This window comes from Streptomyces sp. NPDC101160, from assembly GCF_044768205.1.
Lineage (GTDB): Bacteria > Actinomycetota > Actinomycetes > Streptomycetales > Streptomycetaceae > Streptomyces.
This window is the reverse complement of record NZ_JBIWPJ010000003.1, coordinates 701,094-726,100: the sequence shown is the minus strand read 5'-3', so window position 1 is coordinate 726,100 and position 25,007 is coordinate 701,094. Positions and strand designations below refer to the sequence as shown.

General features: G+C 68.4%; 28 protein-coding genes and 5 pseudogenes. 10 read left to right on the top strand and 23 right to left on the bottom strand.

All coding sequences use genetic code 11. The annotated features are described in order from the left end of the window. Nucleotides 1-57 precede the first annotated feature (57 nt). From ACIRSU_RS12880 to ACIRSU_RS12865, 4 genes and pseudogenes are all read right to left on the bottom strand, one after another. On the bottom strand, nucleotides 58-1,260 hold the full coding sequence (locus tag ACIRSU_RS12880) for an enoyl-[acyl-carrier-protein] reductase FabV (protein WP_403791400.1): 1,203 nt from the start codon (nucleotides 1,258-1,260) through the stop codon (nucleotides 58-60). After that, nucleotides 1,257-1,382 (bottom strand): hypothetical protein, encoded by a 126-nt coding sequence (locus tag ACIRSU_RS12875; RefSeq protein WP_403791398.1) that lies wholly within the window; start codon nucleotides 1,380-1,382, stop codon nucleotides 1,257-1,259. Before ACIRSU_RS12875 ends, ACIRSU_RS12880 begins: the two co-directional genes overlap by 4 nt. Nucleotides 1,383-1,578: 196 nt before the next feature. Then, nucleotides 1,579-2,022 (bottom strand): SPASM domain-containing protein, encoded by a 444-nt coding sequence (locus tag ACIRSU_RS12870; RefSeq protein ID WP_403791396.1) that lies wholly within the window; start codon nucleotides 2,020-2,022, stop codon nucleotides 1,579-1,581. Continuing rightward, nucleotides 2,022-2,276, bottom strand: a pseudogene (locus ACIRSU_RS12865) (hypothetical protein); the annotation flags it as partial. The gene ACIRSU_RS12870 and the pseudogene ACIRSU_RS12865, both read right to left, overlap by 1 nt. Before the next feature lie 38 nt (nucleotides 2,277-2,314). Here ACIRSU_RS12865 and ACIRSU_RS12860 point away from each other — a divergent pair. Together ACIRSU_RS12860 and ACIRSU_RS12855 are read left to right on the top strand one after the other, a co-directional pair. Next, a pseudogene (locus ACIRSU_RS12860) lies at nucleotides 2,315-2,515 on the top strand (IS5/IS1182 family transposase); the annotation flags it as partial. A gap of 251 nt (nucleotides 2,516-2,766) precedes the next feature. After that, the gene (locus ACIRSU_RS12855; protein ID WP_403791394.1) at nucleotides 2,767-2,892 is read left to right on the top strand and encodes a class III lanthipeptide; all 126 of its coding nucleotides are present in this window, start codon (nucleotides 2,767-2,769) and stop codon (nucleotides 2,890-2,892) included. Between the two features lie 247 nt (nucleotides 2,893-3,139). On the opposite strand, the gene ACIRSU_RS12850 is transcribed toward ACIRSU_RS12855, so the two are convergent. The 4 genes from ACIRSU_RS12850 to ACIRSU_RS12835 all read right to left on the bottom strand — a co-directional run bounded on the left by ACIRSU_RS12850 (nucleotide 3,140) and on the right by ACIRSU_RS12835 (nucleotide 5,977). Next, complete coding sequence (locus ACIRSU_RS12850) at nucleotides 3,140-3,655, bottom strand: cupin domain-containing protein (RefSeq protein ID WP_403791393.1); 516 nt, start codon at nucleotides 3,653-3,655, stop codon at nucleotides 3,140-3,142. Between the two features lie 173 nt (nucleotides 3,656-3,828). Next, nucleotides 3,829-4,302, bottom strand: a complete 474-nt coding sequence (locus tag ACIRSU_RS12845) for a GNAT family N-acetyltransferase (protein WP_403791391.1) — start codon at nucleotides 4,300-4,302, stop codon at nucleotides 3,829-3,831. Nucleotides 4,303-4,568: 266 nt separating this feature from the next. Further along, nucleotides 4,569-4,943 (bottom strand): hypothetical protein, encoded by a 375-nt coding sequence (locus ACIRSU_RS12840; RefSeq protein ID WP_403791389.1) that lies wholly within the window; start codon nucleotides 4,941-4,943, stop codon nucleotides 4,569-4,571. A gap of 245 nt (nucleotides 4,944-5,188) precedes the next feature. Beyond that, the gene (locus tag ACIRSU_RS12835; RefSeq protein WP_403791387.1) at nucleotides 5,189-5,977 is read right to left on the bottom strand and encodes an ArsR/SmtB family transcription factor; all 789 of its coding nucleotides are present in this window, start codon (nucleotides 5,975-5,977) and stop codon (nucleotides 5,189-5,191) included. 65 nt (nucleotides 5,978-6,042) lie between these two features. Between ACIRSU_RS12835 and ACIRSU_RS12830 the strand changes: the two genes are divergently transcribed. From ACIRSU_RS12830 to ACIRSU_RS12820, 3 genes are all read left to right on the top strand, one after another. Then, entirely contained in the window at nucleotides 6,043-7,530 is a 1,488-nt protein-coding gene (locus tag ACIRSU_RS12830; protein WP_403791386.1) for an MFS transporter, read from the top strand. A 316-nt stretch (nucleotides 7,531-7,846) separates the two neighbouring features. Further along, complete coding sequence (locus ACIRSU_RS12825; protein ID WP_403791384.1) at nucleotides 7,847-9,097, top strand: MFS transporter; 1,251 nt, start codon at nucleotides 7,847-7,849, stop codon at nucleotides 9,095-9,097. A 940-nt stretch (nucleotides 9,098-10,037) separates the two neighbouring features. Further along, nucleotides 10,038-10,361: a hypothetical protein gene (locus tag ACIRSU_RS12820; protein ID WP_403791382.1), complete on the top strand. Its 324-nt coding sequence runs from the start codon at nucleotides 10,038-10,040 to the stop codon at nucleotides 10,359-10,361. A gap of 538 nt (nucleotides 10,362-10,899) precedes the next feature. Here ACIRSU_RS12820 and ACIRSU_RS12815 read toward each other — a convergent pair. Then, a pseudogene (locus ACIRSU_RS12815) lies at nucleotides 10,900-11,061 on the bottom strand (IS5/IS1182 family transposase); the annotation flags it as partial. Here ACIRSU_RS12815 and ACIRSU_RS12810 point away from each other — a divergent pair. Next, on the top strand, nucleotides 11,015-11,185 hold the full coding sequence (locus tag ACIRSU_RS12810; RefSeq protein WP_403791513.1) for a hypothetical protein: 171 nt from the start codon (nucleotides 11,015-11,017) through the stop codon (nucleotides 11,183-11,185). The pseudogene ACIRSU_RS12815 and the gene ACIRSU_RS12810 overlap by 47 nt on opposite strands. Before the next feature lie 48 nt (nucleotides 11,186-11,233). Here ACIRSU_RS12810 and ACIRSU_RS12805 read toward each other — a convergent pair whose 3' ends face one another. Continuing rightward, on the bottom strand, nucleotides 11,234-12,310 hold the full coding sequence (locus ACIRSU_RS12805; protein WP_403791381.1) for an esterase-like activity of phytase family protein: 1,077 nt from the start codon (nucleotides 12,308-12,310) through the stop codon (nucleotides 11,234-11,236). A gap of 259 nt (nucleotides 12,311-12,569) precedes the next feature. Here ACIRSU_RS12805 and ACIRSU_RS12800 point away from each other — a divergent pair, with 259 nt between their 5' ends. Next, the gene (locus ACIRSU_RS12800) at nucleotides 12,570-12,830 is read left to right on the top strand and encodes a hypothetical protein (protein WP_403791379.1); all 261 of its coding nucleotides are present in this window, start codon (nucleotides 12,570-12,572) and stop codon (nucleotides 12,828-12,830) included. A 173-nt stretch (nucleotides 12,831-13,003) separates the two neighbouring features. Here the strand turns inward: ACIRSU_RS12800 and ACIRSU_RS12795 are convergent, their stop codons facing one another. Further along, nucleotides 13,004-13,444 (bottom strand): hypothetical protein, encoded by a 441-nt coding sequence (locus ACIRSU_RS12795; RefSeq protein WP_403791378.1) that lies wholly within the window; start codon nucleotides 13,442-13,444, stop codon nucleotides 13,004-13,006. 770 nt (nucleotides 13,445-14,214) lie between these two features. Continuing rightward, on the bottom strand, nucleotides 14,215-14,961 hold the full coding sequence (locus ACIRSU_RS12790) for a hypothetical protein (protein WP_403791376.1): 747 nt from the start codon (nucleotides 14,959-14,961) through the stop codon (nucleotides 14,215-14,217). Nucleotides 14,962-15,369: 408 nt separating this feature from the next. Between ACIRSU_RS12790 and ACIRSU_RS12785 the strand changes: the two genes are divergently transcribed. Both ACIRSU_RS12785 and ACIRSU_RS12780 read left to right on the top strand, forming a co-directional pair. Next, nucleotides 15,370-15,597, top strand: a complete 228-nt coding sequence (locus ACIRSU_RS12785; RefSeq protein WP_403791375.1) for a hypothetical protein — start codon at nucleotides 15,370-15,372, stop codon at nucleotides 15,595-15,597. Nucleotides 15,598-15,843: 246 nt separating this feature from the next. Continuing rightward, on the top strand, nucleotides 15,844-16,686 hold the full coding sequence (locus tag ACIRSU_RS12780) for an SMP-30/gluconolactonase/LRE family protein (protein WP_403791373.1): 843 nt from the start codon (nucleotides 15,844-15,846) through the stop codon (nucleotides 16,684-16,686). Between the two features lie 970 nt (nucleotides 16,687-17,656). Here the strand turns inward: ACIRSU_RS12780 and ACIRSU_RS12775 are convergent. From ACIRSU_RS12775 to ACIRSU_RS12725, 11 genes and pseudogenes are all read right to left on the bottom strand, one after another. Continuing rightward, on the bottom strand, nucleotides 17,657-18,073 hold the full coding sequence (locus ACIRSU_RS12775; protein ID WP_403791371.1) for a hypothetical protein: 417 nt from the start codon (nucleotides 18,071-18,073) through the stop codon (nucleotides 17,657-17,659). Nucleotides 18,074-18,614: 541 nt separating this feature from the next. Then, nucleotides 18,615-18,939 (bottom strand): annotated as a pseudogene (locus tag ACIRSU_RS12770) (hypothetical protein); the annotation flags it as partial. Nucleotides 18,940-18,968: 29 nt separating this feature from the next. Further along, complete coding sequence (locus tag ACIRSU_RS12765) at nucleotides 18,969-19,256, bottom strand: hypothetical protein (RefSeq protein ID WP_403791369.1); 288 nt, start codon at nucleotides 19,254-19,256, stop codon at nucleotides 18,969-18,971. Between the two features lie 110 nt (nucleotides 19,257-19,366). Further along, the gene (locus ACIRSU_RS12760) at nucleotides 19,367-19,666 is read right to left on the bottom strand and encodes a hypothetical protein (protein ID WP_403791367.1); all 300 of its coding nucleotides are present in this window, start codon (nucleotides 19,664-19,666) and stop codon (nucleotides 19,367-19,369) included. A 50-nt stretch (nucleotides 19,667-19,716) separates the two neighbouring features. Continuing rightward, nucleotides 19,717-20,591, bottom strand: a protein-coding gene (locus ACIRSU_RS12755; protein WP_403791365.1) for an IS5 family transposase whose coding sequence is annotated in 2 segments (ribosomal slippage) — nucleotides 19,717-20,198 and nucleotides 20,198-20,591 — 876 coding nt in all. Because the reading frame shifts where the segments join, the coding sequence is not laid out codon by codon here. A 515-nt stretch (nucleotides 20,592-21,106) separates the two neighbouring features. Then, nucleotides 21,107-21,436, bottom strand: coding sequence for a hypothetical protein (locus ACIRSU_RS12750; RefSeq protein WP_403791363.1), 330 nt, complete (start codon nucleotides 21,434-21,436; stop codon nucleotides 21,107-21,109). A gap of 145 nt (nucleotides 21,437-21,581) precedes the next feature. After that, nucleotides 21,582-22,148 carry a cupin domain-containing protein gene (locus ACIRSU_RS12745; RefSeq protein ID WP_403791361.1) on the bottom strand — a complete coding sequence of 189 codons (567 nt, stop codon included), beginning with the start codon at nucleotides 22,146-22,148 and terminating at the stop codon, nucleotides 21,582-21,584. A gap of 9 nt (nucleotides 22,149-22,157) precedes the next feature. Continuing rightward, nucleotides 22,158-22,823, bottom strand: coding sequence for a TetR/AcrR family transcriptional regulator (locus ACIRSU_RS12740; RefSeq protein ID WP_403791359.1), 666 nt, complete (start codon nucleotides 22,821-22,823; stop codon nucleotides 22,158-22,160). A gap of 33 nt (nucleotides 22,824-22,856) precedes the next feature. Next, on the bottom strand, nucleotides 22,857-23,462 hold the full coding sequence (locus ACIRSU_RS12735) for an NADPH-dependent FMN reductase (protein ID WP_403791357.1): 606 nt from the start codon (nucleotides 23,460-23,462) through the stop codon (nucleotides 22,857-22,859). A gap of 372 nt (nucleotides 23,463-23,834) precedes the next feature. Further along, nucleotides 23,835-23,957, bottom strand: a pseudogene (locus ACIRSU_RS12730) (IS5/IS1182 family transposase); the annotation flags it as partial. A gap of 99 nt (nucleotides 23,958-24,056) precedes the next feature. Further along, the gene (locus ACIRSU_RS12725) at nucleotides 24,057-24,362 is read right to left on the bottom strand and encodes an STAS domain-containing protein (RefSeq protein ID WP_403791356.1); all 306 of its coding nucleotides are present in this window, start codon (nucleotides 24,360-24,362) and stop codon (nucleotides 24,057-24,059) included. 210 nt (nucleotides 24,363-24,572) lie between these two features. On the opposite strand from ACIRSU_RS12725, the gene ACIRSU_RS12720 reads away from it, so the two are divergent. After that, nucleotides 24,573-24,911, top strand: a complete 339-nt coding sequence (locus ACIRSU_RS12720; protein WP_403791355.1) for a helix-turn-helix transcriptional regulator — start codon at nucleotides 24,573-24,575, stop codon at nucleotides 24,909-24,911. Nucleotides 24,912-25,007 lie beyond the last annotated feature (96 nt).

Genomic DNA, 25,007 nt, shown 5'->3' with positions numbered 1-25,007 from the left:
GGAGGACATGGCGAGGTTCGCCCCCATCGGGGCTTACCTCGCCATGTTCGATGTGGTTCAGCGGGTCGTCGGCCATGCGATGTCGGTCTCGACCGGCTGGTCGTAGTCCACCCCGTCGACTCCCCATCCGTAGAGCTCACGGACCTGGTTCATGAACCAGTCCGCGCCGGAACGTGCTGTGAGCAGCCCGGTCTCCGGGTCCGCCCACAGCTCCCGTACGCTCTGCTGGACCTGGTCGTCGAGTTCCCAGCCGTCGAGGCGGATCCGGCCGGCTTCGTCGAGGACGAGCGGTGTGCGGCCCTCCAGCTGGTCCCACAGATCGGTGGCCTGGTGGGCGGTGCTGCGGAACGTGTCGCCGTCGAGGACGGTGCGCAGGAAGGCGGTGTAGAGGGCGATGGAGGGGATGGCGCTGGACGCCTGGGTGACTGCGGCGCCGGCGACGACGGTGAACGCCCGGCCGTCGACCGCGTGGAGGGCGGGTGCGGTGGCGAGGTCGCGGGCAGTGGCCTCCAGGTGCTCCTTCGCCGCGCCGATGGTGCCCTGCCGGTACACCGGCGCCGTCACCTCGGATCCGACGTAGGTCAGTGCCACGGTGGTGAAGCCGGGTGCAAGGAGCCGGCGCTCACCCAGGGCAGCGACCCACAGGGACCAGTCATCGCCGCCCATGACCGCGACCGTGGCCTGCTTCTCCTCCTCGGTACCCGGCTCCAGGCGCATCCGAGACACCTTCGGCTCCGTGCCGGAGAAGTCCAGGGCGGGCGCCTCGTAGGCGACACCGAGCGGCTTGATCGCCGAGTGGTGCACGGTGCCGGTGGCCGGGTCGGTGCGGCGGGGAGCGGCAAGGCTGTAGATCAGGTAGTCGACCGGCCCGTAGAGCTCTGCGACGAGGTCGAGGACCTGCTTCTTGCCCTCGTCCGAGAACGCGTCGGTGTTCACGAACTCGAAGTCGCCGCCGTTGTCGCGGGCGAGTTCGGCGGCGGCCGCGGTCCGGTACCAGCCGGCCGTCGCGGTCCGGCGTCCGTTGTCCGCGCCCTCGAAAGCGACGCCGACGCCCCGGATGCCATGCTGCCGCAGGCCGGCGAGGAGGGTGGCAAGGCCGTATCCGGCGGAGTGGCCCAGCACGAGGGCGACCGGCCGGCGACCGTCGGACCGCGCGGGGATGTCCTCCCACATGCGGCGCACGGTGGCGGCGGCGCCCTCGGGGTGGGAGTTCACGATGAGGAATCCGCGCTGCTTCGGCTCGATCTGGCGCATGCTCATGTCGCGTCCGTTCCGCTCGGGTGGAGGCGGCCGAGGAGAGCGCGCAAGTCCGCGATGGTGCGCAGGCGGCCGGTCTCCTCGTCCAGGATGGTGACGGACAGCCGCTGCTCCAAGTCGGTCACGAACTCGGCCAGGGCCAGACTGTCGATCTGGACGTCGTGCTCAGCCGCCCGTCTTCGAAGATCGTATCGACGTCGCGGCTGGTGATCCGTGACAGCGCGTCACGGAGATGACGGGCGGTCGTTGTGCACTCCGACATTGACACCCTCCTCTTCACTTCCCGGCCATCGCTTCGGCGCGGAGCCCCGCCGTCAGCGTCTACGCAAGGATCACCGGCAGCGGCTGGGCAGCGGGCAGCCCGTTCAACTGCCCGTACTCGCCTCTGAGCGGAGTGCAGGACGCACAGAACCCGCCGCAGGTCGTCTGCTCGGTGACCTCGGCCGACACCGCCCCGTGCAGGCCCTTCAGCCCACCGCCGTCGGCGATCAGCCGCAGGTAGTCATCGCTGTTCGCCCGCTGGACGATCGTGCGCAGCCTGTCGGTGAAGACGTCGCCGAAGCCGAGTGGCTCAGGGACGTCGAACAAAGCGCAGGCGTAGACGCGGCCGTCCTGCTTGATCAGGCCGGAGGGCAGGATGTAGGTGCCGACGGTGGGGGCCAAGCAGTCGAAGCAGCGGTCCATCCATCGTTTCACCGTGGTGTGGCCGGGCCGCTCGGCCTTGCGCTGCTCGGGCAGGCGCTCGTTGTTCGGGTAGACGGGCATCAGCTCATACAGCGGGAGATGTCGATGCCGCTGCCGCGCAGCGCCTTGATCAGCGGCACGAGCGCGTGCATCTCGACGAACGGCTCCCCGCCGGTGACCGCCGCCGACGGCAGCCCGATGGAGGCGAACTCGTCGACCAGGCGGGAGTGCTGCTCGGCCGTCATGGTGATGCCCTGCGCCAGCGGCAGGGCACCCAGGCCGCACAAGGGGCAGGAGTCGTTGCACTTGGTGGTGATCTCCATGTGCGAAGCCCTCGCCCCGGCTCCAAGCCGTCCAGTGAGGGCTTCCGCAAGTGGTGCCGGACGAGTTGTGGGTGCTGTTCAGGAGGAGGGTGCCACCGGCGGTTGTCATACGTCCGCAGGGCAGTGGTCGATGTAGGGCGGGTGACCGTGAGGCTCTGGCGGCGATCATCTTCATGGCGACTTCGGGCTGCACCGGGCGGCAGCTGCTGCCAGTGTTCGGCCCGGCCCGGCCCACGGTCTACCGCCGGTTCGCCCCTCAGATTGAGACGACATGGCCGAGAAGTGAGGGGGAAGATGCTGGATACATGCGGCTCCCGACCGCAAGCAGCTCGCTCGAACACCATTCTTTGCGCCGCCCCGAGGATCGTGCGCCTGGGGGCGGCCGCCGCGCATTATGGGGACGGATCCCCCATGTGTGAGTGACGCACGCCGAGTTGACTGGCACATGCCGAACGGTCGGCCGAACGGCACCGATGTCCACTCGCATACGAAGGAGACACTCATGAGCAGCGTCCTGAAGCTCCAGAACATCGAGGCAACCGCCTCCACCGGCAACGCGGCTGTCGTCAGCCTCACCAGCTCCGCCCACTCGTGCTGCATGGACGACAGCGAGCCGCAGCCGGAGTAGTCAACCGACGTTGACCCGCGCGGCGGGCGTACGCAGCCGCTGCCTCAAAGGCATGGAGGTCGACCAGGCCACCGCCGCCGCCCCACCAAACCGTAAGCAAGAAGAACCCTCGTGACCGACAGGTCTTACGACCGGGACTCCCCGGCGCCTTGGATCGTGCGCCATTTCTCCCAGGCCAACCCTGCTGGGCCCGGCTGCGATAGCGTTCCGGCCCTCTTGCGGCGGCTGGCGGACGCCATCGGGGTGATTACGCCGAGGCTTCCAGTGTCGCGCGCCAGACAGGGCTGTCGACGTAGTGATTGTCGAACTGCTCCGAGGTCTCGGCGAGTCGGGTCGGGGGCTCCTCCCCGCGGGTGACCTGTCCCAGCAGGCGCAGGTAGTCGAAGCGGTCCATGCCTGGCGTGAAGACGCACAGGACGTCGGCGCCCGAGCCTGGGGCGGCGCGGAAGGCGTGCGGGGTACCCGGTGGTACCGCGAGGAAGTCGCCCTGGTGGAGGACGCTCACTTCCTCACCGAGCAATACCTGGAGCGAGCCGCTCAGAACGAAGAACAACTCCCAGGCGCGCGTGTGGAAGTGGGCAGGCGCGCCGGCCGCACCCTCGACGAAGGTCGAGCGGTAGCTGGTGAACGCGCCCGCCGTCTGGGCTGAATCAGCGAAGAGTGACATCACAGCGCTGGGGTCGGCGCAGGTCTCGGCCTCGCCACCGCGCGTGAGTACGGGCCCCGTGGTAATGCGGCCGTTCAGGCCGTGGTCCAAAGTCATGGTCGTGACTCTACCGAGCAGGTATGACAAGAGCACCGTATGCATGCCGTCGTCGGCCCAGCGCGCGGCATGCACTCAAGGCCCTCGTTGGACGAAGCACCTCGCCGAGCCCAACCCCTTGTCGCCCCAGGCCCGGCCGAAACGGGTTCTCCTCGCCTGACCTTCCGGAGGTCTCAAGCAGGACGCTCCTGCAGGGCGCGTCGGTAACGAACTTCGGGTACGGATGTTCCGTCGTAGTCGTCAGATTGGGCAGCGCCGTCAGCGGTATAGCCCGCTTGCTCGTAGAAGCGACGGGCCCGAGTGTTGTCGGTGAGGACCCACAACAGCATGAGGCCGAAGCCATCCGCATGGGCGTGCGCGTGCACGGCTTCGAGGAGCGTGCGACCGATTCCGGACCCAATGAGTGAGGGCTGAACGTACAGGGCGTAAAGCTCGCCAGTAGCCGTACTCCTTCCGTTGCCGCGAAAGGGTCCGAGGCATGCCCAACCCACGACTCGTCCATGGGCGTCGACCGCCACCAGGTTGGTCATGCCCTCCTTCGACCTCTCGAAGTGCCGACGGCGCTGCTGAATATCTGCCTCAACCGTCATGCCTTCGAGGAAGGACTGGGGCACGATCCCGGTGTACGCGGCCTGCCAGCCGGTCACTCGTATCGCTGATACAGCCGGGACATCGGATTCCGTCATAGCTCGTACAGTCAACATCTCGGCACCGTACGAGACCCGTCACCATGACCGCCCGGGAATTATGGCCGAGTGGCTGCAGCAACTACGCAGAGTGGCCGTTGCACGGAAGCTGTGCCAGAACCCGACTTCGCGAGGCACCCGAGCGGACTGAGGATTCGAACGCTGCTTGAGTTTCGACCCAAGGCAGGTGCCGAAGTCTGGCAGGTGGTGTGCGGGCGCCGACTGCGTCAGAGTCGCGCAGACGGCGCCTGGACGGCTCCATGGTCGCCCGTGGGCGGGCGCACGGGACGGGGCGGCTGACGCCAGTCGCCCAGTCTCGTGACGAGAGACTGGCGGGCGAGAGAACGTATGTGGCCCCACGCCGAATCTGTGGCCAGGGCGTTGTCCCAGAGGCCGACGCGGCAGGCGGCATCGATCTCGCCGAGGCGGCAGCCGATGGCCCGAAGAGTGCGCAGATCCTCGGGCCCGAAGGCTCCGCGCTCCGCGAGTCCTTCGGCGACGCGACAGAGGAGCTCCACCTCTTCGACGACGTCCTTCGTGTCCAGCTCACTCTCGCCCAACCAGGCGAGTTGATCCTGGGTGTCGGCTGCGAGGAGGGCCACAAAGCGCAGCGTCCAAGTGTGCAGGCGCGCGTCGCCGAGACGGTTCAGACATGCAGGATCGCACTTGGTTCCCGCAACCCCTCCCAGCTGACGTCTACGCCTGCCCTGGCCAGTTCGGCGTCGTACTGGGCCGCGTCGAAGTGCACCTCGCTGGGGACCGGTGGGAACTCCAGCCAGCCGGCTTCGGTGTGCTCGGCTCGGGCTCAGCCCGCACGGGTGGCGGGACCCGTCGGCCGGTGAGGTGGTCAGTCCACCGGCCGCAGGCCGAAGGCGTCGGCCAGGCCGTCGGCGCCGTCTTCGGTGACGTGGACAACCCGGGGGCTGGAGCCGTAACGCAGCCAGCCCAGTTCGAAGAGCCGCGCGGTGAGCGCGGCGCCGACCGCGCCGGCGAGGTGGTGTCGCTTTTCGCTCCAGTCCACGCAGTAGCGGATCGGAGGGCGGCGGGCAGGCAGCCGGTCCAGGTCGACTCCGAAGCGGGCCAGGGTGTTCCGGCCGGTGTCGGTGAGGCGGTAGTCGACGTCGTGCCCGTAGCCGTACGTGCCGTCGCGCACCGCTTCCTCGGGGCGGTGGCTGCCGTCGTGCCCGGTGAGGAGGCCGTCCTTGAGCATGCACTCCAGGAGGCTCACCCCAAGTCGGCCGGCGAGGTGGTCGTAACAGGTGCGGGAGCGACGCAGGGCGCCGGCGATGCTGCTCTCGCGCAATGACGTGACCGGGAGAGGCTGTGCGATGACGGCCAGCGCCTCCAGGGCGAGGCTGACGTCGGGGTTGGCCAGGCGGTAGTAGCGGCAGCGGCCGACACTCTCCATGACGACCAGTCGCGCGTCGACGAGCTTGGCCAGGTGGACGCTGGCCGTCGCGGCGCTCACGCCGGCCTCGGTGGCGAGCAGGCCGGCGGCCACGGCGCGACCGTCGCTGAGCGCCTTGAGCATCCGGGCGCGGGAGGGGTCGGCGATCAGATGCGCGGCCCGGGCGATGTCGGGCTGGTGATGTACCTGGTCCTGGTTCCGGCGTCCACCGGTCGTCGTCCTTGCCATGCAACCAGCGTAGTCCGGACACACTTTGACGGGTGACTAAATGTTTCGACCCGAGACTGGATCGCATGACGTCCACAGATGCCTCGCCCTCCCCCGCGCTCGCAGCCGGCGCCGTGGCCGGCCCGCCGGCCGACCGGCCTTCCCTCTCCCTTCCACCGCTCATCGCACTGAGCCTGGGCTACTTCCTGGTGATGCTGGACGTCACAGTGGTGAACGTGGCCGTGCCCTCCATCCAGGACTCGCTCGGCGCCGGTGCGTCGGACCTGCAGTGGATCGTCGACGGGTACAGCACCTTCTTCGCCGGGCTGCTCTTGGTCGGCGGCGGGCTCGGTGACCGCTTCGGGCACCGGAAGCTTTTCCTCTTCGGCCTCGGGGGCTTCGCCGCCGCGTCCGTGGGCTGCGCGCTGGCGCCCTCGACGGGGATCCTGACCGGTGCCCGGCTGGCTCAGGGCGCCGGGGCCGCGCTGCTGGTTCCGGCGTCGTTCGCCCTGTTGCAGGCGACCTACCCCGACCGGGCCCAGCGTGCCCGGGCAGTCGGCTACTGGGGGCTCGTCTCGGCGGTCGCCTTCGGTGCCGGACCGGCGGTCGGCGGGCTGCTGGTCGCCGGGTTCGACTGGCGTGCGGTGTTCTGGGTCAACCTGCCTGTGGCCGCGGTGGCGGTGCTGCTCACCCTGCGCCACGTACCCGCCTCAGGCCGCAAGGACCGGCCGGGCCGGACGGATCCGGCCGGTCTGCTGCTGGGTGTGCTCGGGCTACTCGGCGTGGCCGGTGCGCTCAACGAGGCGGGGTCCGCGGGCTGGACCTCGCCGCAAGTCCTGACAATGTTCGCGGGCGGCGTCGTGTGCCTGGCGGCTTTCGTCGCAGTCGAACGGCGCCTGGAGAAGAACGCGGCGGTACGGCCGGAGGGCAGGCGGCCGCTGCTGCCGATGTCGCTCTTCCGCGAGGCGCGGCTCACGGTGACGAACCTCATCGGCCTGCTACTCAGTTTCGGTTACTACGGGCTGCTCTTCGTCGCCACGCTGTACTTCCAGCAGGAGCGTGAACTCAGCGCGATGAGCACGGGCTTCGCCCTGCTCCCGTCGGTCTGCATGGGTTTTGTCGCGGCGCCGCTGTCGAGCCGCCTGACGGTCCGCAGCGGACCGTACATGCCCATGGCCGGCGCGCTGCTGCTCGGGAGCGTCGGGTTTCTGGGCTGGCTGGCCGCCGGTCCCGACACCCCTTACGCCGTCCTGCTCTTCGCTCTCATGGCGACCGGGCTCGCGACCCCGGTCACCGTGGTCGCGGCGACCGTGGCCGTCATGGAGGCGAGCCCCGCGGAGAAGGCCGGCACGGCGTCGGCGGTGTTCAACGTGTCCCGGCAGGTGGGCAACACGATGGGCGTGGCCCTCTTCGGTACGCTCGCCGGCACCACGAACGGAATCACCGGCGGACTGCACGTGTCGGCGGTCATTGCCGCGGTGGCGTTCCTGTCGGCTTCGGTACTGGCCGTGGTCACCGGACGCCATGCCGCCGCCGCCCCGGGCGGGGCGGCGGCGCCTGCACAAGCGCGATGAGTCGTTGGGTGCGGGGCGAGGGGCGGGCGCCGTCGCCCTCCCCGCCGGCGTCAGCTCAGCGTCTGCAGGCAGTCCCAGGCGGCGGCGGACTGCGGCGGCCACCGCGCGAGCACCTCGGCGATCGCCGGGCTGATCTGGCTACCAAGTCGATCACCACGGCCTGGTGGACACCCGTGCGGGTGCCGATTCCGCCGATCACCGCTTGCCGACACCGGCCTTCAGGGGATGGAACACGCGTCGGGGCCTGCGTCGCCGTGAGGGCACGCGATCTTCGTACGACTGCGGCGGGTTCTGCGGCGCTGCTAGCCTGCGGTCCATGATCAAGGGCGGCTTAGCGGGTCGAATAGGCCGGATGGCGGGGGACAGCGGGCCGGAGCGCGTGCTGGTCGCCGCCAGTTTCGTCAACCGGGTCGGCAACGGTCTGTTCAACGCGGCGTCGGCGCTCTATTTCACCTTGGTCGTGGGCCTGCCTGCGGTACAGGTCGGCGCCGCGCTCACCATCGCCGGAGTGATCGGCTTGTGCGCGGGGATACCTGGGGGTCATCTCGCCGACCGGCGCGGCGCACGCGTGATCATGATGCTGGCCCTCGCGGTCCAGGCGGTATCGATGGCGGCCCTCGTCCTCGTCGAGAGCTGGGCCGCGCTCACGATCATCGCGACGGTCGACCAGATCGCCGCGGCGGTCGGCGGGGCGGCGTGGGGGGCTCTGGTGGCCCGGGTCGGGGGTGAGCGACCGGCCATGTTCCGGGCGAAGCTGCGCACCTTCGTCAACCTGGGCGTCATCATGGGAACGGTGGGTGCCGGGCTGGCGCTGGCCGCGGACACCCGCGGCGCCTATGTCACGCTGATTCTCGGCAACGCGGCGAGCTTCGCCCTCTGCGCGGTGCTTCTGCTTCTGCTGCCCCGCTATCCGGTGCCGGCAGCGCCACAGCAGCAGCGGCGCTGGCTCGTCTTCGCGGACCGACCGTTCCTGACGTTCACCGCCCTCTACGGGGCCATGGGACTGCAGTACCCGGTGGTCTCCCTGCTCCTGCCGATCTGGATCTCCCAGCACACCGAAGCGCCGCGTTGGTCGGTGGCCGCCCTGTTCGCAGTCAATTCCGCCTTCTGCGTGCTGATGCAGACCAGGATCGGCTCCCGTATCGAGACCCTGCACGACGGCGGCAGGGCGTTTCGCACTGCGGGACTCCTCTTCCTCGTCAGCTGTCCGATGATGGCGCTGGCGGCGTACACCCCGGTCTGGGCGGCAGCAGGCCTGGTCCTGGCCGCGATCTTCGTCCACAGCCTGGCAGAGGTCTGGGAGTCCTCGGCGTGCTTCGCCCTGGGTTTCGGTCTTGCCCCCGCCCACGCCCAGGGCCAGTACCAAGGTGTCCTCGGCCTCGGCTTCAACGCGGGCCAGGCACTTGCCCCCGCGATCCTCACCACGGTGGTACTCGGCCTCGGCACGGCGGGCTGGCTTCTGCTGGCGTTGTTCTTCGCGGCGCTGGGCGCTGCTGGCCCATCTCTTGCCCGCTGGGGCATGCGGACCCGACCGCAGCCGAGCGTTGCTGCGGAAGCGACGAGATAACCAGAGAGTAGGTGCCAGACCCGCAGCGGCTCCTGCAGCACCGGCGCGAGGGACACGTGGCCGCTGTAGCCGAAGACCGCCATGTCCCACACGTCCTTGACCCGCTCGGCCTCCGGCGTCGCGGTGAGCGGTCGCAGAGCTCTCTGCCAGGCTGGCCCGGATCGTCGTGACCTGCTCGCGGTTGTGCGCATCGGCGGCTGGGTCCGTTACCTCCTCCAGCCGAACCCGGTCCACCTCGGTCTGCGGCTCACGCGGCCAGTGCACCGGCCGCAGCCGGTAGAACAGGCCCCCGGCCTCACCCTGCGCCTCGGCCGGAAGGTCCCCGCTGTCAGCGAGCTCGTAGATCTGCCCGAGCACCGACCTCGGCACCTCGCTCCCCGACACCGCGTACGACAGCAGCCCCCGAACTGCGACGAGTACCCGGTTCTGCGGTTCCTCGGGGACTGGGCGGAGCTGACGACGAAGGCGTATGCCGGCAGCTTGGCGCTCTACCGATTCCGCAGCCACTGATCAACAACCGGGACGACCTCCAGGCCACCATCGTCAGAGACTGTCCAGTACCTCTGACCGGACGGCAGCACCACCGGAAACGCCCCACCATCAACTCCTGCCACGAGTCGTGCAACGACCCGCCGCAAAGCCACACCCCACGGTCTACGATCCTGGTTGGCTCCTGCCCGGACTCCACGGGCAGCCCGGCCGGCCAGGGGCAGGACCTTCAGCCTCGCGCTCTCCCCGCCCAGCCGAGAACGCGCGCGTCTCATTGAAACCGCTGCAAGCCCATTGTCTGGACCCGGTGTCCTACGGAGTTGCGAGCCTCTTAACCGAGGGTGATGATGCCAATACGCTCCCAAAGCGCAGGAAGAGCCTGTTTGTTGCGCACAGGAGCCTCCGTGCAGGCTGCTGCCCCAGCCTGAACTCCAGCGAAAAGAGGGCACCCATGCCGATCGCTCATATGAACTGGGATATTCTCTGGTCCAGCACCGGAGGGGGCACGCTGGAAATCAACATCGCGGCCCAGAAAGCCGCGGGACAGGTCAGCCTGGGGCAGGCCGATGGCGCCGGCCTCTGTAATTCAGGCATTCGCGGATTTCGGACGCGCCCAGATCCCGCAGGGCCGGAGAATACGACGGATTTCGGCGATAACTTCTACAACTGGCCGAACACCGTCTTGGATCAGCACCTGACCAGCGTCACCTTCGCGCTCGCGCTCGGCTCAGGGCAAGAAGGCACCGCCGTCTGCAACATCTTCCGCTGGAGCTGATCATGCTGTCGCAAGGAACCGACGGGCCCGTAGAGCCCGAATCGCAGTATGTGTTTGTCGTCTACAACAGAGGCAGCGGGGTGATTCATCACGTCCATCGAGTAGTCAATCTACCCGGAGCAGAAGTCCCCAGCCGCGAACAGATGGAGCAGACAGCTCTAAGTTACGTCTCCCCTCAGGCAAGGGAAGACGAAGCGGCTGATCTCGCCGTGCTCAGCGTTCCCTATCACCAGCTGGAACGGGGCAAGTCCTATCGCGTAGACCATGAACGGCAGGCACTGTCGGCCGTGGAACGGCGACGTTAGTCAGGACCAGCTCTGGCCGGGGGGGGGAATGTGTCTGTCCTGGTTGAGCGGCGGATAGACGTCGCCTCGGTCCACTCGATTGCGCTGCGGGCTGACGAACCTGGCATGGTTCGTCACTCCACCTGAAGCAAGCGCGTTCGTCACTGATGTGCAGACGGAATTCCGCGACCGGACCTGACGGGGCCACTAGCGACAAGGTGCCTGGCTCCGGCTCCGGCTCCGGCTCCGGCTCCGGCTCCGGCGCAATGCTGGTGTGCCCGGCAGACGGTGGAGTCCACCGACACGGTCCAGCCGACATCGTCGCTGTCGTCCGCTGATGACAGGACTGCGGCGAGAATTCGTTCCCAGGTGCCGTCCACGACCCATCTGACCAGGCGTTGGTGGGCGGTCCTGACCGAGCCCCACGGCGGGATGTCCGGCGGCATGGTCCATCTCGACACGTGGCGGCACAGGTTGCTGCCGCTGCTGGTGGAGCGGGCCGGCAGACCGCGGGACCCCCGCACCCTGCTGGCCCGCTGACGGCTCTGAGGCCCACGGGCACGGAGCCATGCCCCGCCCCCGCCCTTCCTACCCGTGCCGCGCCGGAAGCCGTACGTCCACCCGGTACAGCCGGGTGATCTGCTGCGGGAGCTCGTTGTCGTCGCTGACCAGCAGCAACCGGACGCGGCCCGCGCCGTCGTGGCCGAGGGCGGTCATGCCCTCGATGTTGTCGACGAGGGGGTGGTTCTGCGGCAGCCTCGACGGGGCGCCCAGCGTCGGGCAGGCGTCGAAGTCGCCGATCGCGGTCTTGCGCGCGGGCCGGAGCCCCGGCCCTTCCGTCAGCGTCTCGGTCCTCGACGTGTCGCTCGCACCCAGCGGGTCGGCCGCGTACAGCCGGGCGGTGATTTTGAACTCGCGGGTGAAGCCCCGTTCCAGGACGATCAGGCGCCCGTCCCGGGTCGCGACGAGCTCGGCGATGCCGTGGCCCGCGTCGACGGGGTACGCGTACTGGCGGCCCAGGACGAACTCCCCGTCCCGGCGCCGTTCCCAGGTCTGGATCCGCTGGAGAGTGCGCCCCCGCTCGTCCTTGCCGTCCCCGGCCAGCGGGCCCTCCAGCGCCGCGATCAGGGTGTGCCCGCCGGGCAGGAGGGTGAGGGACTCGAAGGTCTGGTTGGCCGTGGCCCGGCCCTCGGGGGCGATGCGGAACGCCGACGGGACCGGCAGGGCCGCCAGGACCCGGCCCGTGCGGTCGTAGCGGCGGACAGCCGGCGCGGTCTCGTCGGTGACGAGGTACGTCCCGTCGCGGTCGACGACCACCGCCTCCGAGTCGAGGACCTTCCCGGCACCGTCGGTGAGCGGGAGCCGCGCCGTGGCGGTGGCGGCCGGGGTGTCCCCGTCGGCCACCTTCAGCCGGTACAGCGCCGACTTGTCGGAGACCGCCGCGACCGTCCCGTCCCGGTCGAGGGCGAGCCCGGAGATCCCACCGACAAGCTTCTCGTCGAGCTGGGCCTTGTCCAGCGCGTCGGAGTAGCCGGCGACGGACATGTACGGGGAGCAGGCCTGGTCCCCAGGGGCGGGCGCGGCGTCGGCCGTCGGGGCGAGCAGCGCGCAAAGAGCGACGGTGGCCGTCGCAGCGGGGATGAGGGTGCGCAGGCGGCGGGGCATGGAAGCCTTTCCTGAGGGTTCGACCGGTCCGGAGGAGGCACGGAGGGCTTACTGACCGTCATATGCCGAATCGAAAGAAAGGGGAAGGGGAGGCGCCCTTCTGGCAACGAACCCGCCAACTCCCGTTCACAAACGGCTGCCGGAGCCCTCCCCTAAGGCCGTGTCCTATGTGGTGAGAGGTAGCAGTCGCTGTTTGCGTGCAGCCAGCGGCGCTTGCGCGGACAGGGCAGGCTCGGGGCGATGTCGGTACGATCCGTGGGTGTCTTCGGAAGATCTTGGGGCTGTGTGGGTCCTTCAGGGGTTCAGCAAGGTCGACGATTTCCTGCGCACGGAGTTTCCCATCAGCCGCGAACAGATCATGCAACTCCGTGAGCTGATCACTCCCGACGCGGACGACCCTTGGATGTTCAGTTGTTACGACGTGCCCATCGAGTTGTGGCCAGCCGTGGAAGCGATCCTGCAGTGTGGGCCACCCGATCCCGGGCTCGACTACACGACAGGCTGCTACGCGGCAGACTAGACCCGCCGGCCGAGGCCGTCCTGCAGGCAACGTCGGTGCGCGCCGGCCTTCACCGGTACCGCCAGCGTCGCCATCGCCTCCAACGAATCCTTTTCCAAAGCGCACATGCTCCGGCGAACCCGTGCGAGGCGGTGCCGAAACTCAACGGGTTCTGCCTCGTCGCTGCGTCGGTGTCAGACGTCCTCTGGCCGTCCGCCGAGAGCTGTTGTGAGCTTGACCTGAACCCTGGGGTCGTCTGTCGGCGTAATGAGCCGGTGGGCGACGGGCCCGATGCGCCATCCCGAGTCATGGTCGAACGGAGGTCGTATGCCTGCAGCGTTGTGGGCGACCTTGGCAACCAGCTCGGCCAGGGTGAACAGCAGGGCTTGCTCCTCGTTCAGCGGCGCGTTTTGATCGAGGCTTCGTCGCCGCAGTCGGTCGAACACTTCGCGGGCCTGCGGCCACCGCTCTTCAGTCTCGGCCAGTAGCAGAGCGTCGTCGACTTCTTGGAAGTTCCCGAGGTTCCGACTCGCGGAGCGAAGTACCCGGCTGGCCCAGGCGACTGGAGCGGGCTGGCTCTCGAACCGGGAACGTCCCCATGAATACAGTCGCTGGGGGCTCGTCTGATCATCCATGATCGCTCGCTTCGTCGGCAGGTGGTGCTGGTCAGGGGCGCTTCCACCGGAGGGTAGACGCCCTCCAGTTATCCGGCATCGGAGTGTGTGCCGGCTGGGGCGACCCAGTGCCGGGCGGCGTCATGGCCGACGAAGTCGTCGAGCCACTCCGGCGGGGGCGCGAGCCGGTCGCGCAGGTTTTCGCCCCGGATGAAGGGCCGCCTGTCTGTCGTTGCCAGCACGGAGAGCACAGTCCCAGACCGACATGGAGACGCAGCTGGCCGCACTCGCGGCAGGCCCGCGGCGGCTACTTCTGCTGCCGGGGCCGGGAGCACGAGCCGCACCAACCGGTCGCCTCACGCAGAAGTCCGGCCCTGCCGCACCCCGGACACAGCGTCTTCACGGCCTCGCGCTCCGCCCCGACACGACAGCCCCGGCACAGACGGTTCCCCTCGACGCGAACCGGGCGGCCGCACTGCTCGCAGACCCGTGAGCAGACGACGCAACGGCCGGTCTCCACCTGCAGGACCCGGTCCTTGCCGCGCAGCCAGTCTCGGCATCATGGAAAAGGGCGGTACGACGAACATCGGCTCAGCGTGGCCGGACGCGCCTTGCGGCAGCAGTCGTTGAGCGTCACAGCGGGATGGTCCCCGTGCACCGTGAGGTACGACCGCGCCACGCTGCGCGCCAGCGTGGCGAGGCGGCATGGGGCGGCCAGCCCTCTGCAATCCCGCAGGCCAGTTGCCGTGTGCCGGTGCATTCGGCCCTCTGGCGTGCGGGCGGCCGATGCATCAGGTGCGCTTCTCCGAGGTCGTGCGGAACTGCAGGGCCACCCTGGCAGCCTCGGCGAGGCTCTTCTCGTCTCCCAACAGCACGCTGCCGGACGTACCCGCGTCTGTCCACGCACACACGATCGGGCGCGCCCCGGCATTCGACGCCATGAAGCCACAGCTCAACTGGCCACCCCTGGGGCCTGCATCGAAGGCGGTGACCTCGGTCGCCCTCGCCCCGGCGAAGAAGTTGCGCAGCTCTTGCGTCATGGTGCTCGAGCGCTTCGCCTCGGCCAGTCCCGTGTCCCATTCGACGGCATTGATCTGAAGGACGGCGCCTACCCGTCCTTGGCCGGGGCCGTCGTAGAACCAGCGCTTGCCGTGGGGCTTCTTTCCCGCTTGCTCGTACGTGGTTGCCTCCTCGCCGGTGAGCAGCTGGTACGCGCCGACGCGCGGGGCAGCATCGATGACGCGCTCCTCGACGGCGGGGGCGGCGTTGGCGGTCGGCGGTTCTCCCTCGTAGCTGGACGCCTGCACCACACCCGCGGCGGCAACGGCCAGCAGTACGCCGACGACGATGTTGCGTCGGCGCAGGGCCGTCGAAACAGCACGCTCGGCCTCGACCGCGCTCCTCGGCGCTGGGCCGCGTCGCCAGCTCCTGGTAGCGAGCCAGATGACGACCATGGCGACGGCGGTGATGAGAAGCGCCCCCAGCGCTTGGCCGTCGGCGAAGTTCTGCGAGGTGGTGTCGACGGACAACGTGATCATGCGGGAATCGTAGACGTGCTCGTACGCGTGTTCGCACCAGTTGGTAGTCACGATCCTGCATCGACGACCACGAGTGGGACTGCGCAGGGCGTGACCGTACGTGGGCGGTGACGCCCGGGCGGCAGGCAGTCCGCCCGCGCCGTACTGGCTTGGCCGGCTCGGCGATGCTCCCTGGAGGACCGTCCGGGAAGACATCGAGGAGTGCCTGCGTGCCCAGGTGGCGGACGCGGTCCTTCAGCGGATCCTTCCGCGCTGCGCACCCTGAGAGGTTCACCGCCGCCCGGTGACGGAGAAGCCGCTAGGGGGACTCGGGGCCCTTTCATCCAGGCCCTGCTGGAGATACTCTCCGGCGGTCACGGCACGGGGGCCAGAGCTGCGGCAGTGGGCGTGGGGGCAAGGCCTGCGGCGGTGTCCGGGTTGGAGGCGTTGAACTCGGCGGCCCACCGGGTGAAGCCGTCCTCGATGGTGGCCAAGGTCGATCTCGTCCACGACAGAGCCCGCGAAGATGGCCGCGATCAGCAGCTCAGTGTGGTGGACGTCGAGAGTCAGGCCGATGAGCGTGTGCGTCGTGTCGGGCGCCGGTTTTGCGATCAGCTCGAAGCAAGCTGCGCCGACCGTCGGGCGCACCGCCGCTGACCGGAGAGCGGTTCAGCCTGACGCCATGATGGCTGCAACGCATCCGCGCTCCACCGTGCGCGCGTTCACCACGGTCGCGGGTCGGGCGTCGCCGGTCACAGGGAAGACGGCCTTGCCGCGAACACCTTCCGGGAGGAAGCGAAGGACAACGCCCGACGGGTCATCACCGTCCTCGGCGCCGTACGACGCTAGCGTTGACCTGGCCGGATCATCGGCCAGATCGTGGCCAGAAGGGAAGCATCCGAGATGAGCGAGCCCCGAGTCCTCCTCGCCGGCCGCGGGCTGGTCGAGGCACCGCGCTGGCACGACGGCCGGCTGTATTTCTCCGACTGGTCGGCAGGCGAGGTCCTGGCCGTCGACCTCGCGGGCACGAGTGAGGTCATCGCGCGAGTGGAGTCGCTGCCCCTGTGCAGCGCCTGGCTCCCGGACGGTCGGCTGCTCATCGTCTCCTCACCGGACGGTCGACTGCTTGTGCGGGACGCCGACGGGTCGCTGTCCACCTACGCCGACCTCGGCCAGCCCGGCTGGAACGACATCGTCGTGGACGGCCGCGGAAACGCCTACGTGAACCGGATCGGCTACAACCCGATGGCCGGCGAGGAGTTCCGGCCGGGTTCGGTCACGCTGGTCACGGCGGACGGGACGGCGCGCGAGGCCGCGGGCGGCTTCGCGTTCCCCAACGGGATGGCGGTGACCCCGGACGGCTCAATGCTCATCGTGGCGGACTCCCACCGCAGCGAACTCGTGGCGTTCGCCATCGGCGCCGACGGCGGCCTGTCCGGGCGTCGGGTCTGGGCGGCCCTGGACGGCGCAGCTCCGGACGGCATCTGCGCCGACGCGGAGGGCGCGGTGTGGTACGCCGACGTGCCGAACCGACGGTGCGTGCGGGTCGCGGAAGGAGGCGCGGTTCTGCAGACAGTCGCCCTGGACCGCGGCGCCTTCGCCTGCGCCCTGGGCGGGCCCGGGCGAAGGACCCTGTTCGTGACAGCCGCCGAGTGGCGGGGCATGGGCGTCGAAGAACTGGTCGCGCCCGGATCCGGGCAGGTACTGGCCATCGACGTCGAAGTGCCGGGGGCGGGGTGGCCCTGACCAGGTACCACCACACGCAACACACGCCCGGGCACTGCTGAGGGCCCAGAGCGGTCCAGGAGATCGTCCGGACGCTCACCGGACGCCCGTGCCACCGGCGGCCACTCCGGCCTCCTCATGGACATCACCACGGCGCCGTCCTCGCCCACACCGAGACCGACAAGCCCGCTGGCACGCCCCCTCGCCGGTGCCGCCCTCAAAGGCAGCCAGGTCTTGCGGCCTGACACCACGCCGGCTGCAACGTATCCGCGTCCCTCCGCGCAGCATGGTCAGACGCGGTGCGGCGCGGTACAACGGGGCACTGGCCGAACCGTCTCTCCCACGGCCCCGACACAGCACTCTGCGCACCCCGCCAGTCAGGGCGCGGACACTCCCCGGGCGCCTCTGGCCTTGCTACGTGGTGGGCACGGCCCATTTCACCGGCGTCTCAGCGCCTTCGGGCGCGTACACCACCGTCGCGGGGCAGCCACCACCGGGCACGGAGCAGACGGCCTTGCCGCGGACACACTCACACAGTCGCCGGGGACCGACGTGGTCTCCACAGGAAACTCCCCACCGTGAGGGGGGCGCGGGCGCGGTGGCAGGTGGAGTACGCCCGTTCGGCTGCTCCCGGCCACCCGGCCGCGTCACCGGGTCCGGGTACCCGCCACCGCGGTCGACCCGGGCGGGTCACAGCACCCTGACCGCGTGAAGTGCCTTGCACCGTGCCGGAGTCGGGTGACGGGCACGTGCAAGCAGTGGACGGAACACTGTGATCGAGCCGGTCAGAGGAGTCGGCGGCTGCTCGACGATCGTGAGGAACTCCGCTCCGCCAGGACCGCGCAGGCGACCACGGCCAGGACGTATGCCTGCCCGCAGTCGTCTCACCGGGCCCCCGGGTGGGCCACTGGTTCTGCCTTTCGGATCTGCCCATGCTGCCCGGCATCAACTGTCCCCCCGTGGTCGCCGGGACCGGTGGGAACTGCGCGGACTAGCGATACACGTCGACGACCACGCGGTCCGGCTGGGTGAGCGTGAACACGGAGTAGCGTGTCGAGGGGCCCAGCGAGATGCCGAACTCGGCCCTGGCCGCATGGAAGTTCGTCAGCTGTACGCCCTTGATCGTGGGCAGATTCAGAGCCTGGTTCAGGTTCAGGTCTGAGGCCAGGTGGACAGGGTCCATCGTGATGAACAGGTACGACGTGCCCGGGACGTTCAGATACCGGGTCTCACCGCTCATCGGGACGTACTCGCCGGTCGTGTTCGTGTACGTCCCGTCTATCCGGGTGGATGACGTGACGTCGAAGACCAGCCGGTCGTAGTCCGTGTGCGTCGCAGCACGGATGCCTGTGACACACGGGTCGTCGTAACACGTCACGGCCGTGGCCGCACTGGCCGTGTCGGCCATGGGCGCAGCGACAGCGGCCGGCGACACGAGCACCGAGATCATCGCCGCAGCGGCGAGAGGCCCCGCAGCTCGAGCCCACCTGCGTCGTGAGCCCTGCGCAGAGGCAGAGACCTGAGCATGGGCGTTTCTCATTACGCGCATGATGTTTTCCGTTCTTCTTCTGCATTTGAGAGGAAGGTCCTGGCGTCACGGGCGGCGTGATCACGAGCCAACCGTCGACGGTTCACTCTGACCGGGAGCAGAGCCACCCGTAAGCGAAAGCCGTCAACCTCGGAGAACCCAGAGGCTCCCTGCATAAGCGACGTCATCAGACTGACCAAAAATGCCAGGGCCGCCTTGACTTGTCCCCAGAAACATCGACCCGCCATCGCTGTCAGGGCTCGGTCGCTCTCGCGATCGGTGCGGAGCGAATCACCTGAGGCCGAGGGCCGCTGACACGTCACACAGAAGACGAAGGCCCGAGCGGACAGGCGGTTCAGTCGTCGACCGACCGCAACATACCAACCAGCGACAAGCAGGCCTCCAGACGAGCAGGGACTCTTCAGGGTCCGCTACGCCCGGTGCGGATCCACAGAACGGACAGCCAGGACCGGGAACGCAGCCGGCTCCCGAAACCGGTGGCGATGCCTCGCCAGGCCTTGAGCTTGTTGATCAGGCGCTCGACGGTGCTGCTCTCCTTACAGAGGTCGACGTCGTGACTGACGGGCCGACCGCCCCTGGAGACCTTCTCTGTTGGCGGCCTGGGCCTTCTTCTCGGGGATAACTGCCTTGATGTGGCGTTTGCGCAGATGGGGCCGATCACCGCGGGACGAGCGGGCCTTGTCACCGGCGACCGCGCCCGGGCGGGGTGCGGGGCGGCCGACAGGTTGATCACGACCCCATTGAGCCCCTGAGATCAGCCGAGACCACGATGAGCGTCCCACAACGCCCCGGCACGGCTCGCAGCGTCGGAGACCAGGGCCGCCAGTTCGGGTTTATCGGGAACAGGGAACGAGACGTATGCGCCCCGACCACCACCGACGGGCCTGCCATAGGCCTTCACGGCGAGGTGACCGTCCGGCAGGAGCCGGACGTTGAGTGTGGTCAGCGTGAATGTTTCACCACGTCGAGTGTCCGTCCAGCGGAGCGCCTGCGGGATCGCCACATTGATCGCCAGAGCACTTACTTCCAGATCGCTACTCATGAACGGATGATCTCACGCAAGTCCCCACAGACGGCCGCCACCGGCGTATGCAGGAGGCAGTTTGATCACGACTCAATACGCCCCTAGGGCCTGTTGTGAAAGTCGCGTCGTCAGTCGCCGTTGAAGACGAGATACCGGTGGGCCTTGCGCTCGACTTGGGCGGTCAGCGCAAGGATCTCGTGCACCGCCTCGGCTTCATCGGCGGCTGAGCCGTTCGCCAGGGCCCGGAGTTCCGGGATGAGGACTCTGAGCTGCGATCGGTTGAACACGGTGTCGTCGCAGGGATCGACGTATCTGAGCATGGGCAGGTTCTGGCTCGCCGCCCGTCTGCACAGGTCAGCGATGGATGGATGTACGCACGTGGCCTCGACCGCGCCTGTGAATGTCCGAACCTGAACGCTGATCCCCATGGGGGCACGCTACTGCTCGACAGTGGGTGCCGCGGAAGCATTTACCGAGGTCAGAGCCATTCGTTGATGGCTGCGATCAGCACGGTCGCTTCGTAGCGGACGGCGAGTTTGTCGTACCGCGTGGCGACGGCCCGGTGGCGCTTGAGCCGGTTGATCCCGCACTCGACGGCGTGCCGCTGCTTGTAGTCGTCCTTGTCGAACTTCGGCGGCCGCCCGCCACGCGATCCACGCTTGAGGCGGTTGCGGACCCGGTCCCCCGGAACCGGGATGGTGGCCTTGATCCCGCGTCTGCGCAGGTAAGAGCGATTACGGCGGGAGTCGTACGCCTTGTCGGCCCGCACGCGGTCCGGGCGCTTGCGCGGCCTTCCGAGCCCGACCCGGGGCACCCGTATTGCCTCCAGGACCGGCTCAAACTGCGGGGAATCACCCCGCTGCCCGGCCGTGATCACCACCGACAGCGCCTTCTGCCCCTGCTCGACGGCAAGGTGGATCTTGCTGGTCAGTCCACCGCGGGACCGCCCGAGGCCGTGGTCGGCCGGTTCGACGAAGACGCCGCCGGGCGGCTCCTTCTGGAGGTCCCCCTTTTCACCGCTCCGGCGGCGTGCTGGTGGGCCCGGCAGACGGTGGAGTCGACGCTCACGTCCCAGGTGATCAGGCCCTTCACGTCGGCTTCGGCCTGGAGCTGGGTGAGGATCCGGGCCCAGCTCCCGTCCCGCTGCCAGCGGCGGAACAGGTCATAGACCCGGTCCCACGGCCCATACCGGTCCGGCACGTCCCGCCAGGGAGCACCGGTCCGGGTCCGCCACCGTATGCCGTCTATCAGCTGCCGGCGCGTCCACACCTGCGGCCGCCCCGGCTTGATGCCCGTCGACATAAAGGGCTCAAGCCGGGCCCACTGGCCATCCGTCAGATCTCCACGTCCCACGGCAGGTGATCATCAACGAACAAGATCAACTTTCGCAACAGACCCTAGAAGGACCTCGGCCACCGCTCCTACGCCGTCGGATGGTGGCCGGCCTCGGAGGAATGGGCGCTGCTCGACCCGGCGAGCGTAACCACCACGCGTTATCGCCACCGGGGAACAGTCATCCCAACTCCATGGCCGGGCCTGGAAGGAGGACAACACACGCGTCGTGAAGGGACTTGCAGAGCGCCCGGTGATCGGAAACGGGAAAACTCCGGGTGCGGGAAGCGGTCTGGGGAAACGGGCCGGTCGACACGACCGGTACCGCGCCCCGGATCGACCGCACCGTCCACAAAGCCGCCGAGCTGCGGCGTGGGCGGCGACCCGAGACCGGCCTGGCCGTCACGCCCGCCTGAACAACGAGACAGCATCACGAGTTCAACCTCAGTAACCCGCACCGACCGCAATTCCTACCTGGCCGGCCTGGCTCCCGCACCGACGTCGAACTCCGGAGGGACCCCCTTCACTGGCCCATCTCAGCTCCCGCCAAGGAGTGCGGCGTCCGGCGCTGGATTCGGCTCGGCCAGCATGTCGTCGACGATCTGCATACGAATCTCCGGAAAGCGCTCCTCCACCGCCTCCCGCATCATGGTCAGACCCTCGGCGTCGACTGTCCCGCATCGGTCGCGGGTGGCTGCATCGGGCCAGCGTGCATAGGCCACCCAGGTACCGTCGTCCGTCTGGTGCAGCCTTGACCCGTAGCTGCCGCACCGCAGTCGGATCGCCGCCGTCACCCGATGCCATCCTTCGACGAACTGCTCCTCCAGGCCCGGCTGGAGCCGCCACCGGTAGATCACTGCGAACATTCTTGAGGTCCTCTCCTCACACGGCACGTTCTGCCTGCTTCAGGGATCTACTGGACAGATCTGCTCTGGCCGCATCCGCCGCCCCATCGTGCCGATCGCCGGCGTCCGGGAACGATCGGCACGGCCGGGTGCCCGGCGGAGGCAGTCAGCGGGTCTTGAAGGACTTGCGCAGGGCAGCCCTGTCCTCCCAGGAATCTGCTGCAGGGCCCTTGGACATGTCGGTGAAGAAGCTGTCGTGGCGGAGGAAGAAAGCGGCCCGTTCCTCGGCGGTCATCCCCGCCACGTGTTCGAGGCCCTCGAAGTAGCCCTCGCGGGCTCCTCCGGGGGCGAAGAGCATCAGGAACTCCGTCGGTTCGCCGGAGATGTTACCGAACGAGTGCACGCCACCTGGCGGAATGTAGAGGTAGTCACCCCGCGTCGCGTCGATCCAGCGCTCGCCGTCGAAGACGTGGACCTCGCCCGACAGGACGTAGAACGCCTCGGACATCGTCTTGTGGAAGTGTGGGCTGGTGCCTCCCACGGCCGGCCCCATCCGGTTCTGGTAAAGGCCGAAGAGCCCGTCCGTGGTGAGCCGGGTGGACAGGTAGTGGTAGGTGGCCCCGCCGGGCGAGGTGTAGTCCGGCGGAGTGTCGGCAGAGCGGAAGGTGGCGGATACCTCGCCCTCGTTGCCGGGGTAGATGATCTCGGGATAGTCGGGGGACAGAAAAGACACGCGGACTCCTCAGTTCTGTTGCTGGAGTGCGGCCGACGACGGAGAGTAAAGGCACAAGAACGCCTGGACACCCTCTGTGATGATCTCTTCAACCACGGATTCGGGGAGTGGGACGGCTCCGTAGAAGGAGCGGATCAGTACGTCGTTCATGGTGAGCGTGTTGAGCCGGTTCGCGGCCTTCTCCGCATCGTCGAACTCCAGCAGCTTGCGGTCGGCGATCTTCTGGAGGTACGGAGCGAGTCGCTGATGGGCGGAGGGCGGGCCGTGGGCCATCCACTTCTCCAGGACGGCATCGGGCAGCCGGGTCACCTCCGCGTGAATGGTGCGGACGAGAGCGAAGTGCTCGGGGAACTCCGTCACCGCTCTGGCCCGGTCCAGGCAGAAGGCGGTCAGGTCCTCCTCCAGGTCCACGATCTTCCGGAGATGTCGCTCCATCAGCACACGGACAGCCTCGGTGACCGCGTCGGCGCCCTCGATCGCCACCGAGAGAAATAGCTGCTCCTTGCTGGTGTAGTGGTTGTAGATGGTGCGCTTGGCGACGTCGGCTTCGGCGGCGACCACATCGAGGCTGGCGCGGGCGTACCCCTCGCGTCCGAAGACTCGACGCGCGGCCTGGGAGATCGCCCGGCGCTTCTCGGGCAGGCCGCCTGACGTACTGGGTACCGCACCGGACATGGTGAGAGTCCTTTCCCTGAACACATGACGGGATCACCTCGGACCCGCGCCGGCCCACCCTGGGCGGCCCTGGAGGCCACTGGCCTTGTGTTGTGGACCTTGGCCGCAAGGGCTTCGAGCAGCTCGGACAGCAGCTGCTGGAGGAGGAGTCCGTGAGGGTGCCGTCCGTGTCGAATCGCTCGTGGCGACGGACGACGGCCACCTCGGGCTTGATGACGAGGTCGGAGCCGATCGAGCCAAGGATCTGGCGCAGTCCCAGCTGGGCGCGGGAGGACCCGAAGGGCTCCGGGAGGGGCGCCGACGATGGCGATCGGCTTGTCGGTCAAAAACGGCGTTCGGCCCTGTGCCGGCCCAGTCGATCGCGTTCTTCAAGGCGGCCGGAGTCAAGGTGTTGTGCTCCGGCGTGGCTGTCAGCAGGGCGTCGGCCTTGGCGATGCTCCGCCGCAGGTCGAGCACGGAAGTTGGCGGCGATGCGGTGTCCAGGTCCTGGTCAACGAGAGGAGGAGCCCGCAGTTCACCGTACAGCAGCCGGATCGCTGTCCCCGCTGGAGCCGGCTGCTGAGCGGCCAGCAGCAGAGCGGTGTTGTACGACACCTTTCGCGAACTGCCCGATAAGGAGAGGAGGTTGACCTCGGACATGACCACCACCGTTCTCGCGTGGGGGAGTTAGTCTGAGCCTTGCGATGCACTCGATAGTGCATCACATGCACTGCCTGGTGCAAGAGTTGCACTCATCGGTGCATAGCTGGGGAATGGCAGAATCGCGTCGGTGTCCGCCGTCCTCCGCGGGCCATGAACAGGGGGGACGGGGCGTACCGGGGTTCACAGGCAGGGTCGAAAGGGCCCGGGCGTTCGTGGCGAGGGGACAGACGGTTGCGGAGGCTTGTTCGAGTCGGAGAGCTCGAGCCAACTGCGCCTGCAACCGCAGCGTGCCGAGTTCGGTGAGGACTCGAACGGGCAGCCGCAGCCCTACCTGCCGGGCCTCGCTCGCCAATGGCAGTCACCACGGCAGCCCACCGCCAGGCCGTTTCCGCCGCGCTCCCGTACGACCTTCCGCAGCCGCTCGAACTGCCGCATCCGCAACCCCGTGGACGTCTCCACGCGCAAAGGCTCAGCCTTCGACACCCCACGCATAGGTGAATGCCCGCGTCACTGACTTCTGCGACATCCTCAGCGCCACGGCCCGGTACAGGCCCAGAGACGCCAGCCAGTCGGGCAGGCCGACGCGTCTCCTCACAAGTCGGCGGCGGCGTCGACCGTGTCCAGGATCCGCAGGACGTCGCCGGCACCCGTGATCTCGCAGAGTCGCCGGACCCGCTCCGAGGGTGCGGCTACGCGTAGCTTCCCCGTCCGGTGCGTGAGGATCAGCAGGTTCAGGAAGGCCGAGTCCGCGAAGGTGACCCCGGAGGCGTCGAGGACGACCTTGGGGTGCGTCTCGGCGGCGGCCTTCAGCGCGTCGGCCAGGAGGCCGACGGTGTGCAAGTCGTAGGCGCCGCGGGCCTCGACGACCTGCGCCTGTCCGCGCTCGTACCGGAGCACTGCGCTCTGCGACGCCGGAGATTCGCCGGCCGGCCGCGGAGCTCGGTCGCAACCCGACGTGGTCAGCAGCGTGGGCGCGGCTGTGTGAGGCCAGGGCATGCTCGACTCCCTCCGGCGATCCCTCCTAGGAGGGAAGATGCGACATCTAATGCCGGAAATTTATGTCATGCATTTATGGTCTGGCAACCTGGGTCCCGTAAAATCCAGGCCATGGCTGGATCCTCTGAATCGCACACTGGATGGACGTTCATCACGAACCACGCGCGTGTCCTGGCCGCGATCGCAGACAACCCGAACGTCCGCATCCGGGATATCGCTGCCCGCTGTCGGCTCACCGAGCGCGCCGTCTCGCGGATCATCGCCGACCTTGAGGTGGGCGGCTACCTCTCCCATACTCGGGAAGGGCGCACGAATACATACCGGATCGAGCCGGGCAAGGTCCTTCGGCATCCCGCCGAAGCCGGCCTTCCTCTCGCCTCGCTCCTGTCCCTCCTTGTGCAGGATGAGTCCGAGCGCACCGCCGGGCAGCCCGTCACCCACGGGGCCTAGGTGTGCTGTCCGGCAACGTTGGTGACACGCGTGCTGGGTTCTGAACGGGTGAGAGCCTCCGGGTTCGGTGTGAATCGCGACATCCGCACCGATCCG